General features: G+C 68.6%; 12 protein-coding genes and 1 pseudogene. 6 read left to right on the forward strand and 7 right to left on the reverse strand.

All coding sequences use genetic code 11. The features are described 5' to 3' along the window. Positions 1-3 precede the first annotated feature (3 nt). Positions 4-1,122 (reverse strand): UDP-N-acetylmuramate dehydrogenase, encoded by a 1,119-nt coding sequence (locus tag A5764_RS18425; protein ID WP_067115156.1) that lies wholly within the window; start codon positions 1,120-1,122, stop codon positions 4-6. Positions 1,123-1,148: 26 nt separating this feature from the next. Here A5764_RS18425 and A5764_RS18430 point away from each other — a divergent pair, with 26 nt between their 5' ends. The 3 genes from A5764_RS18430 to A5764_RS18440 all read left to right on the forward strand — a co-directional run bounded on the left by A5764_RS18430 (position 1,149) and on the right by A5764_RS18440 (position 3,718). Then, positions 1,149-1,673 carry a DUF2505 domain-containing protein gene (locus tag A5764_RS18430; RefSeq protein ID WP_067115157.1) on the forward strand — a complete coding sequence of 175 codons (525 nt, stop codon included), beginning with the start codon at positions 1,149-1,151 and terminating at the stop codon, positions 1,671-1,673. 156 nt (positions 1,674-1,829) lie between these two features. After that, positions 1,830-2,666 (forward strand): carbon-nitrogen hydrolase family protein, encoded by an 837-nt coding sequence (locus tag A5764_RS18435; protein WP_067115159.1) that lies wholly within the window; start codon positions 1,830-1,832, stop codon positions 2,664-2,666. Then, on the forward strand, positions 2,663-3,718 hold the full coding sequence (locus A5764_RS18440; RefSeq protein WP_082951778.1) for a DUF2993 domain-containing protein: 1,056 nt from the start codon (positions 2,663-2,665) through the stop codon (positions 3,716-3,718). The genes A5764_RS18435 and A5764_RS18440 overlap by 4 nt, the downstream gene beginning before the upstream one ends. 22 nt (positions 3,719-3,740) lie before the next feature. Here the strand turns inward: A5764_RS18440 and deoC are convergent, their stop codons facing one another. From deoC to A5764_RS18470, 6 genes are all read right to left on the reverse strand, one after another. After that, positions 3,741-4,460, reverse strand: coding sequence for a deoxyribose-phosphate aldolase (gene deoC, locus A5764_RS18445; RefSeq protein ID WP_067115161.1), 720 nt, complete (start codon positions 4,458-4,460; stop codon positions 3,741-3,743). Next, positions 4,427-4,882, reverse strand: a complete 456-nt coding sequence (locus A5764_RS18450) for a DUF2599 domain-containing protein (RefSeq protein ID WP_067115163.1) — start codon at positions 4,880-4,882, stop codon at positions 4,427-4,429. Before A5764_RS18450 ends, deoC begins: the two co-directional genes overlap by 34 nt. Positions 4,883-4,886: 4 nt before the next feature. After that, complete coding sequence (locus A5764_RS18455) at positions 4,887-5,174, reverse strand: DUF2516 family protein (protein ID WP_067115165.1); 288 nt, start codon at positions 5,172-5,174, stop codon at positions 4,887-4,889. A gap of 87 nt (positions 5,175-5,261) precedes the next feature. Next, the gene (gene hbhA / locus A5764_RS18460) at positions 5,262-5,855 is read right to left on the reverse strand and encodes a heparin-binding hemagglutinin HbhA (RefSeq protein ID WP_067115190.1); all 594 of its coding nucleotides are present in this window, start codon (positions 5,853-5,855) and stop codon (positions 5,262-5,264) included. A 176-nt stretch (positions 5,856-6,031) separates the two neighbouring features. Further along, a complete protein-coding gene (locus A5764_RS18465; RefSeq protein ID WP_067115167.1) occupies positions 6,032-6,442 on the reverse strand; it encodes a helix-turn-helix domain-containing protein in 411 nt (136 codons plus the stop codon). A gap of 85 nt (positions 6,443-6,527) precedes the next feature. Beyond that, the gene (locus A5764_RS18470; RefSeq protein ID WP_067115168.1) at positions 6,528-7,859 is read right to left on the reverse strand and encodes a DUF445 domain-containing protein; all 1,332 of its coding nucleotides are present in this window, start codon (positions 7,857-7,859) and stop codon (positions 6,528-6,530) included. Positions 7,860-8,041: 182 nt separating this feature from the next. On the opposite strand from A5764_RS18470, the gene A5764_RS18475 reads away from it, so the two are divergent. From A5764_RS18475 to pcaA, 3 genes and pseudogenes are all read left to right on the forward strand, one after another. Beyond that, a complete protein-coding gene (locus tag A5764_RS18475) occupies positions 8,042-8,743 on the forward strand; it encodes a TetR/AcrR family transcriptional regulator (RefSeq protein ID WP_067115170.1) in 702 nt (233 codons plus the stop codon). A gap of 12 nt (positions 8,744-8,755) precedes the next feature. Then, entirely contained in the window at positions 8,756-9,766 is a 1,011-nt protein-coding gene (locus tag A5764_RS18480; RefSeq protein WP_067115172.1) for a prenyltransferase, read from the forward strand. Between the two features lie 144 nt (positions 9,767-9,910). After that, a pseudogene (gene pcaA, locus A5764_RS18485) lies at positions 9,911-10,420 on the forward strand (cyclopropane mycolic acid synthase PcaA); the annotation flags it as partial. Between the last annotated feature and the right edge of the window lie 108 nt (positions 10,421-10,528).

The raw sequence follows: 10,528 nt of genomic DNA on the forward strand, positions 1-10,528 counted from the left end.
CCGCTATAGCCTGCACCCCAGCAGGACCGGCTCGGGTCGCAGTGTGATACCAAACACATCACGGACTCCGTCACGCACGGTCCTGGCCAGCGCGATGACGTCGGCGGCGGTGGCGCGGCCGCGGTTGGTCAAAGCGAGCGCGTGCTTGGTAGACAGCCGGCAGGGCGCTTCGATACCGCCCCCATCCGGATCCGGATAGCCTTTGCCGAACCCCGCCCGCTCCACCAGCCAGCCGGCGGCCAGCTTGACCCCGTCCGGCGCCGGATAGTGCGGAACCGGTCCTTCCACACGACCGGCCAGCCGCTCGTAGACGTCGGGTGCGACGACCGGGTTGGTGAAGAACGAGCCCACGCTCCAGGTGTCATGGTCGGCCGCGTCGAGCACCATGCCCTTGCGTGCCCGCAGTCCCAGCACCGCCTGGCGGACGGTCTTCGGGTCGCCACGCTCGCCGCTGGCCGCATTCAGCGCGGCCGTCAGTTCGCCGTAGCGCATCGGCGCGCTGCGGCCCGACGCGTCCAGCTCGAACTCCACTTCCAGTACGACAGAAGGGGTTTCGGGTCCCGACCGCTTGAACACGCTGGTGCGGTAACCGAAGCCCAGCCCGTCGCCGGGAATCCACCGCACCTCGCCGCTGCGGCGATCGAGCACCCGCACCCGCGTGATGGTGTCGGACACTTCCGCGCCGTAAGCTCCCACGTTCTGGACCGGAGTGGCGCCGGCCGACCCCGGGATGCCGGACAGGCACTCCAGGCCGCCCAAACCGTGCTCGATGGACGTGACCACCACGTCGTCCCACACCGCGCCCGCCTCGGCGCGCACCAGGTTGCCGTCGACGGCGATGCGGTCGTTTGCCAGCCGCACGGCGGTCAGCTCGCTCAGGCTGTCGGCGATCACCAGGTTCGACCCGCCAGCAAACACCAACACCGGGCCGCGGTCGCCCCCGTCGGCCCCTTGGGTTTCGGAGTCCAGCCGACCAAATACCGCAACCACCTGCTCGGTGCTGGCGCACGTGATCAGACGTCGCGCCACCGGACCGACCCGCAACGTCGTCAACGGCGCCAGCGGCACCGCCTCGGCAACGTACGCACCGGCAAAGAGCGAACCGGCACCGCTCGGTTTCATGGCCCGTAACGGTAGCCTGGCCAGCTATGCCGCGTTCATTCGAGTTGTCGGCCGACTACGAGAACAGCGTCGAAGAGATTTATCGGGCTTTCCACGACGGGGAGTACTGGGAGACCAGGCTGGCCGACATTCCCGTCGACGAAGCGCGGCTGGAATCGCTGCGGATCGGCGGCGAGTCCGGCGACGACGGCACCATCGAAGTGGTCACGCTGCAGGTGGTGCGCAGCCACAACCTGCATGCCCTGGTCAAGCAGCTGCACCCGGGCGATTTCGGCGTCCGGCGCACGGAAACGTGGGGGCCCCTCAGCGACGGCGTCGCGACGGCCTCCATCGTGGGCTCGGTGGTGGGCGCGCCGGTGCATGTGTCCGGCACGGCCGAGCTGTCGCCGATCGGCGAGTCCGGCGGCGCCCGGCTCACCTTCCGGATCACCGTCAAGGTGCCTATCCCGCTCATCGGCGGCAAGGTGGAGGGGCTCATCGGCACCCACCTGGCCGAGCTGGTGAGCAGGGAGCAGCGATTGACCGCCGATTGGATCGCCCAGAACGCCTGAGCCGCCGCGCGCATCGTCACCACGCCTAGCCCGATTGCGCGCCTCCTCCTCACGCGGCTCCGCCGCGCGCATCGTCACCACGCCTAAGCCCGATCGCGCGCCTCCTCCTCACGCGGCTACGCCGCGCGCATCGTCACCACGCCTAAGCTGGGCGCCATGCGAATCGCGTTGGCGCAAATCCTCAGTGGCAGCGATCCCGCCGAGAATCTGCAACTGGTGCGCGAGTACGCCGGCCGCGCCGCCGACGCGGGCGCCAGGCTGGTCGTCTTCCCGGAGGCGACCATGTGCCGGTTCGGCGTCCCGCTGGCACCGATCGCCGAGCCTATCGACGGGCCCTGGGCCAACGGCGTGCGCCAGATCGCGACCGACTCCGGCATCACCGTGATCGCCGGCATGTTCACCCCCGCCGGCGACGGGCGGGTGACCAACACGCTGATCGCCGCCGGGCCGGACGGCCTCCCCGACGCCCACTACGACAAGATCCACCTCTATGACGCGTTCGGCTTCACCGAGTCGCGCACCGTCGCCCCTGGTCACGAGCCGGTGGTGATCACGGTCGACGACCTTCGGGTGGGGCTGAGCATTTGCTACGACATTCGCTTTCCCGCGCTCTACACCGAGCTGGCCCAACGCGGCGCCCAGCTGATCGTCGTTGGCGCGTCCTGGGGTTCGGGTCCGGGCAAACTCGAGCAGTGGACGCTGCTGGCCCGGGCCCGGGCGCTGGACTCGACGAGCTACGTCGCCGCGGCCGGGCAGGCCGACCCCGGTGACACCCTGACCGGCCCCGGATCCGGCTCGGGAGCGCCCACCGGGGTGGGCGGCAGCCTGGTGGTCTCGCCGCTCGGCGAGGTGGTCGCGTCGGCCGGTGACCGACCGCAACTCGTCGTCGCCGACATCGACGTGGACAGGGTGTCCCAGGCCCGCGAGAGGATCGCGGTGCTGCGTAACCGCTCAGACTTTGCTCAGGTGGATAGGGCAGAATCTTTCGGGTGACGAACCCACAGGGCCCCCAGGGACCACCGAACGAGGGCCCGTCGACGTGGGCCCGTCCCGGCAGCCAAGGTCCCTTCGGCCAGCCGCCTACCGAGCGGCCGACCGAGCGCATCAACACCGGCGGCCCCGCCCATACCCCGCAGCCGCCGCCGACCGTGGCGTCTCCAAAGCATCAGCAGACCGAGCAGCTGAGCGCGCCCCACGCCGGTGCCCAGCGGCCCGGCTACGCGCCCCCATCTACCCCACCCCCGGGCGCGACGGAACGGCTGGCCGCCGCTCCCAACGAAGAAGCGCCGCCGGCGAAAAGAAAACGACGCTTCCTTCGCGATCCGCTGTCGATCCTGCTGATCTGCATCATCGTGTTCGCGCTCGTCATCGCCGGGCTGATCGGGGCCGAGCTGTACACCCGCCATGTGGCCGACACCAAGGTCGCTCAGGCGGTGGCCTGTGAGGTCAAGGACCAGGCGACCGCGTCGTTCGGCGTGGCGCCGCTGATGCTGTGGCAGCAACTGACCAAGCACTACACCAACATCTCGGTGCAGACGGCCGGCAACAACATTCGCGACGCCAAGGGCATGAAGCTCTCGCTCAACATCAGGGACGTCCGGCTCCAGTCGTCGGCCAACTCGAAGGGCACCATCGGCTCACTGGACGCCACCATCGCCTGGACGACTGACGGCATCAAGCAGTCGGTGCAAAACGCGATCCCGGTTCTGGGGCCCTTCGTCACCAACAGCGTGACCACCCATCCGGCGGACGGCACCATCGAACTGAAGGGCATGCTGGACAACATCACGGCCAAGCCGGTGGTGTCCGGCAACGGGCTGGAGCTGCAGATCGTCAGCTTCAACGCGCTCGGCTTCACTATGCCCAAGGAGTCGGTGCAGTCGACACTGAACGACTTCACGGCGAATTTCACCAAGAACTATCCGTTGGGCATCCACGCCGACAGCGTGCAGGTCACCGATACCGGTGTGACCAGCCACTTTTCGACGCAGAACGCCACCATTCCCAACGACAAGAGCAACGATCCCTGCTTCGCCAACCTCTGACGGACGGCGACCCTAGCCGGTCCTAGCGATCCCGGCTGAGCCCGTCGAGCACCGCCCGGGTGCCCGACAGGCCGAGCCGGGTGGCACCGGCGTCCACCATCGCGATCGCGTCGGTGGCGGTGCGGATGCCGCCGCTGGCCTTGACTCCCAGCCGCCCGCCGACGGTCTCGGCCATCAGGGCGACCGCGCGCGCCGACGCCCCGCCGGCGGGATGAAACCCGGTGGAGGTCTTGACGAAGGCGGCGCCGGCATCTTCGGCGGCGCGGCACACGTCGGCCAGCGTGCGAGGGCCCGCCCGGCCCAGCAGCACCGCCGACTCGACGATCACTTTGAGCACGGCGGCGCCCGCGCCGGCCCGCACCGCCTCGATGTCCGCTCGCACGGCGTCGACGTCACCCTCCAGCGCGGCGCCGACGTCGATGACCATGTCGATCTCGCCGGCCCCCGCTGCAACGGCCTGTGCGGCCTCCTGCGCTTTGACAGCCGACACGTGCTTGCCCGAGGGGAAGCCAGCCACGGCCGCCACCCGCAGTCCGCCGCCGGCCGCCACCGCGACCGGCACCATCGACGGCGAGACGCACGCCGCGTAGACGCCCAATTCGCGGGCCTCGGCGACCAGCGCGGCCACGTCGGCGCCGGTGGCCTCGGGCTTGAGCAGGGTGTGGTCGACCAGCGCCGCCAACTGCGCCCGGGTGAGTCTGCTCGCCACTAAAACGCTTCCTCCGGGCCGCCCGGATTGCATCCGGACGCGAACATTTCGGCATCGTCGACGACGGGGCGCCACGGCTCGAGGTTCCAGCTGGACTTGCCCGGCTGCGCCAGTTCGGCGAACTGCCAGTGGCACACGAACTGCGCCCGCATCCCCGGGGTGTCGGCCGCCGGCGCCAGCGCGAGCACCTCGGCCCAGGCCTCGTCGGCGGAGGCCTCAGGGGCCCTGTCCACCCCCGCTCCGGGATGCCTGGCGGCCATCCGCGCGGACGGCGTCGGGAAAACCCGCAGGCTGCTCAGGCCGTTCCACTGGGTCCACTCGACGTGATCGACGAAGGGCGGGAGGTACCACGGGCCGGACGGACTGGCCGCGCCGGCCCCCGGATCGGCAACAGCGGCAGGCGGCCCCAGGAGTGCGACGAGCACCGCGGCCGGGGCGGCCAGCAGGGGCTTCATCCCGTTAGCGCGACTTCCCTTGGATCTCAAGCAGTTTCGGCCGCACGTCGACCAGGTACACGCCGGCGGCGCAGGCCGCGATCGCCATGCCCAGCACACCGAAAACGAAGCTCAGGATGGAGGTCAGCGCGACGGCCCCGCCGAGGATTACCAGCCACACCGGCTTGGTCAGCTTCTCCGCGGCGGTATAGGCGTCGGGTCGCTGCAGCGCGGCGTGCACGAACGCGTACACCGCCGTCACCAGGACGGCGACCTGCAAGACCAGCATCACGGTACCCACGAGGTGGTTCACGCCATAAGAGTATGCGGGCACCGTCCAAAACGTCGACTCCGAGTCGCCCCAAGGCGACTCGGGATCGAGTCAGTCGTCGGTCCCGAACTACTTCTGGGTGACCTTCTTGGCCGACGCCTTCTTGGCCGGGGCCTTCTTGGCCGGAGCCTTCTTGGCGGGGGCCTTCTTGGCCGGCGCCTTCTTGGGCGCTTCGGCCTTCTTGGGCAGGTCGATGCCGACCAGCTTGGCCGCGCGCTCACCGACCGCGCGGGTCTGCGATGCGACGGTGCCCAGCGCCTCCTGGGTCAGCTCCACGGCCTGGTCCACGTAGCCCTCGGCGCGCGCCGACGCGTCCTCGAAGGGGCGCTGGCTGCGCAGCCGCTCCAGGGCGGCCTCGCCGCGCTCCACCAGCTCGTTGTACCGGCTGGTCGCGGCCTCCAGGTAGCCCTCGGCCGCCCGGCGCAGCTCCTCGGAGCTGAAGCGCCCACGCAGCTCGGTGAACTGCTCAGGCAGGTCCTCCTGCAGCTTGGTCAGCCGAGCGCGGCTCTCCTCGACGCGGCTGCGGGTGTCGGTGCGGGTCTCTTCGGCGCGCTCACGCAGGTTGGCGACCAGGTCGTTGACGGTGGCCAGGGCCAGGTCGGCCGCGCCCAGCGCCGCCAGCAACGGCGCGCGCAGGTCGTCGATGTTTGAGTTGTCAGCCATGGTGTTTCCTTTCATGTTTCTTTCTTATCGGTGTTACTAACTGTTTGCTGTCGAAGTGGGGCAAGCGCGGCTCCTAAGGGAGTGGGTCGGCGATGTCGAGTTCGCATCGCGGCCGAGCGGCCAAGCGGGCTTCAAGCCCTTGCCTTTGGGTAACCACCTGGCCCGCCGTCTATGCGTCACTCGGGTTCGGTCGGACACTCCTCATCGATGGATTCGTTTTGTTCGGTGAACGAGGCGTAGATGTCGAGCAGGATCTGCTTCTGACGCTCGGTGATCGCCGTATCGGTGACGATGGCGTCGCGAACCTGGCTCTTGTCGCTGGGCTCGAGGATCCCGGCCCGCACGTAGAGCACCTCGGCCGAAACCCGCAGCGCCTTGGCGATCTGGTTCAGGACGTCGGCGGACGGCTTGCGCAATCCGCGCTCCACCTGGCTCAGATAGGGGTTGCTGACGCCGGACCGTTCGGCGAGCTGCCGCACCGACACCTGCGCGTTCTCACGCAGGTCGCGGATGAAGCTGCCGATGTCGGAGGCCATGTCCGAGGCCGCCGTGGACACCTTGGCGGAGAGCTTCTCCTCCGGCGGCATTGCGTACTCCTGGTTCCGACGATCGGTTTTGACGGGCACCAGACTAAAGGCAAGTGCTTGCAAATGCAAGCACTTGTTAGCAGTACTAGAAGAAGAGCTGGGCGACGGTATAGATCACGAGCCCGGCCAGCGAGCCCACGACCGTGCCGTTGATGCGGATGAACTGCAGGTCCCGACCCACGTGCAATTCGATCCGGCGGCTGGCCTCCTCGGCGTCCCAGCGCTCGATCGTGTCGGTGATGATCGCGGTGATCTCCACGCCGTACTGCGAGACCAGGTGCTGGGCGGCCCGCACGATCCAGTTGTCGACCTTGTCGCGCAGGTCGGCGTCGTCGCGCAGGGATTCCCCGAGGCGGACCACGGTGTCGGCGATGCGCGTGCGCAGCGTGCTGGACGGGTCGTCGACCCCCTCGAGCACCAGCCGTTTCAGCGTCTTCCACGCGGTCGCCGCGGCGGTGGCGATCTCGTCGCGCGCCATCAGCTGCTCCTTGATCGCCTCGGCGCGCGCGATGGTGTCGGCGTCATGCTGCAGATCGTCGGCGAATTCGAACAGGAAGCGGGTCGCCGACCGCCGCAATTCGTGGTCGGGGTTGCGGCGCACCTTGTCGGTGAAGTCCATCAACTCGCGGTGGATCCGGTCCCCGACGAGATGGTCGATGAATCGGGGCGACCAGCTGGGCGAGTCGCGTTCGACCACCCGCTGGATGATCTCCCCGGCGTTCAGCGACCACTGAAACGCCCGGTCGGCCAGCAGCTGGATGAGGGCCTCCTGGCGGTTCTCGGCCAGCAGGGTCGAAAGCACCCGGCCTACCGGCGGTCCCCATTGCGGTTCGGCGATGCGGCGCACGATCATCCGGTCGATCACCTGCTGGACGTCCTCGTCACGCAGGAGCTCCACCAACACCCGCAGCACGATCGCGGTCTCGCTCGCCACCCGGTCGGCGTGCGCGGCGTCCGACAGCCACTTGCCCAGCCGGCTGGGGACCTGAGCGTCGCGCAGCTTGGTCTCCACCACCGCGGGCGACAGGAAGTTCTCCCGCACGAAGGTGCCCAGGCCCTCACCGAGCTGGTCCTTCTTGCGCTTGATGATTGCGGTGTGCGGGATGGGGATCCCCAGCGGGTGCTTGAACAGCGCGGTGACGGCGAACCAGTCGGCCAGCGCGCCGACCATGCCGGCCTCCGCGGCCGCGCCCACGTATCCGACCCAGGGGCCCACCCACGCGCCCGTGCCGGCATGGGCCTGCGCCCAGCGGCAGGCGAGGAAGACGACGGTGGCTCCCACCAGAAAGCTCAGCGCGACCAGCTTCATCCGGCGCAGCGCCACCCGCCGCTCGGCGTCGGCCTCCGGATCGGCCCCGGCGAAGGACTCCGCGATGGACGCGTGAGGGCGCGGGGCCCCGGCCGACGGGCCGGTCATCCCACGGCCTGACGCGTCGTCCTGGGGCGAGGCTCTGTGTGCCACCCCACCATCATCTATCGCGGGGGGCAGTTAGTGTGACTCTCCCTGTTCGGGGCGCCGAAGATAGGCGGCCTATCCGCCAAAAAGCGACCCACAAGCCGTAGTATCGGGGACGTCTAGGTGAGTGGGAAGCGGCGACTGTGGCAGAGGAAATGCCGGCTGTGACCGTAAAGACGGATGGCCGCAAGCGGCGCTGGCACCAACATAAGGTGGAGCGCCGCAACGAGTTGGTTGACGGCACGATCGTGGCGATCCGCCGACTCGGCCGCTTCCTGAGTATGGACGAGATCGCGGCCGAGATCGGCGTCTCCAAGACCGTGCTTTACCGCTACTTCGTCGACAAGAACGACCTGACCACCGCGGTGCTGATGCGCTTCGCGCAGTCGACGCTGATTCCCAACATGGCCGGGGCGCTGTCCTCCAACCTGGACGGCTTCGAGCTGACCCGCGAGATCATCCGCGTGTACGTCGAGACGGTGGCGGACGAGCCGGAGCCGTACCGGTTCGTGATGGCCAACAGCTCGCCGACCAAGAGCAAGGTGATCGCCGACTCGGAACGGATCATCGCCCGGATGCTGTCGATGATGCTGCGCCGCCGCATGCAGGAGGCCGGGATGGACACCGGCGGCGTGGAGCCGTGGGCCTACATGATCGTCGGTGGCGTGCAGCTGGCCACCCACTCCTGGATCTCCGACCCCCGGATGAGCGCGGACGAGCTGATCGACTACCTGACCATGCTGAGCTGGAGCGCGATCTGCGGCATCGTGGAGGCCGGCGGGTCGCTGGAAAAGTTCCGGGGGCAGCCGCATCCGTCGCCGATCGTGCCACCGCGGGCGCCGTGAAATCTAGGTCCCATGCCTGACGTGAGCGTGGGCTCGCGGCTGAGGTCCTGGGCGTACGCGCTTCGCACGACCAACCCGCCGCCGGACGGTCCGGTCGACGCCGTGACACGGTGGCTCGTTGTCACCCGGGCGGCGGTGCTGCCGATGACCCTGGTCTCCGGCCTGGTGGCGGCGCTGCTGGCGGTCGGCAAACCGGGGCTGGACTGGCGGTGGCTGGTCCTGGCCATCCTGGGAATCACGCTGGCCCATACCGCCAACAACTTGATGAACGACCTTTACGACACCCAGGTCGGCACCGACAGCGCCACCTACCCGCGCGCGCTGTACGCCCCGCACCCCGTGCTGTCCGGGCTGATCAGCCGCCGCACGCTGGGGCTGGCGATTCTGCTTGTGAACCTCGCCGACCTGGCGATCCTGGTCGCGCTGGTGTGGGCCCGTGGCTGGCCAGTGCTGGCCTTCGCGCTCGGCGGCTTTGCCCTCAGCGTCGCCTATACGGCGCCGCCGCTGCGGCTGAAGAAGCGCGGCCTCGGCGAACCGGACGTCTTCGTCGTCTGGGGACCGCTGATGGTGTGCGGCACCTACTACTCGGCGGTGGGCTGGGTCGGTTGGGACGTCGTGCTGGCGTCGCTGCCCTACGGCCTGCTGTGCACGACGGTGCTGATGGGCAAGCACATCGACAAGATCCCGTACGACGAACCGCTCGGCATCCGGACGCTGCCCGTGCTGCTGGGCGAGGCGCGCGCCCGGGCGGTGACGCTGGCCATGATGGTCGGCTTCTACGTGCTGGTGGCGGTCGCGGTCGCGGCGGGGGCGATGCCCTGGCCGGCACTGGTCGTCGCGGTGGCGCTGCCCCGGCTGGTAAAGGTGTGGCCGTATTTCCGCCGTCCCCGACCCGACGAGCCGCCGCCAAAGTTCCCGGTGTGGCCGCTGTGGTACGCGGCGCTGGCCTGGGTGCACGTGCGCCAGGCCGGTGCGCTGCTGGTCGCCGGCCTCGCGGCCGGCGCCGTGCTGCACATCTTGTGACCGGGGTGTGACATAGAGCCGAGCTCTTCGAATGCGACTTGCACAGCCTTAACCGCTAGCATGCAGGGGATGCATCGGGGGTGAACCCGCTTCTTGGGTGCCAGGACGCTCGGTGCCCGGAGATAATGAAAGGCCTTATTCCTCATGTCTGTGCAGCTCACGCCGCATTTTGGGAACGTGCAAGCGCACTACGATCTCTCCGACGACTTCTTCCGGCTGTTCCTGGACCCCACCCAGACCTACAGCTGCGCGTACTTCGAGCGGGATGACATGACGCTGGAAGAGGCGCAGATCGCCAAGATCGACCTCTCGCTGTCCAAGCTGGGGTTGCAGCCCGGCATGACTCTGCTCGACATCGGATGCGGCTGGGGCGCCACCATGAAGCGCGCCATCGAAGAATATGACGTCAATGTCGTGGGGCTGACGTTGTCGGAGAACCAGGCCGAGCACGTCCAGAAGATGTTCGACCAGATGGACACCCCGCGCACCCGGCAGGTGTTGCTGGAGGGCTGGGAGAAGTTTGACGAGCCTGTCGACCGGATCGTCTCGATCGGCGCGTTCGAGCACTTCGGCCGCCAACGGTGGGGCCACTTCTTCAAGATGGCCCACCAGGTGCTGCCGGCCGACGGCGTCATGCTGCTGCACACCATCAGCCGGGGAAGATCTCGGCCAGGATGAACTGGGTGAAGTGAACGATTTCGTGGGTCAACGGGTTGCCCTGCGCCCGGGCGTCCTTGAAGGTCGCCCGGCTGATGGTGTGCA

This window comes from Mycobacterium sp. 852002-51057_SCH5723018 (assembly GCF_001667035.1).
In the GTDB taxonomy this organism is placed as follows: Bacteria; Actinomycetota; Actinomycetes; order Mycobacteriales; family Mycobacteriaceae; genus Mycobacterium.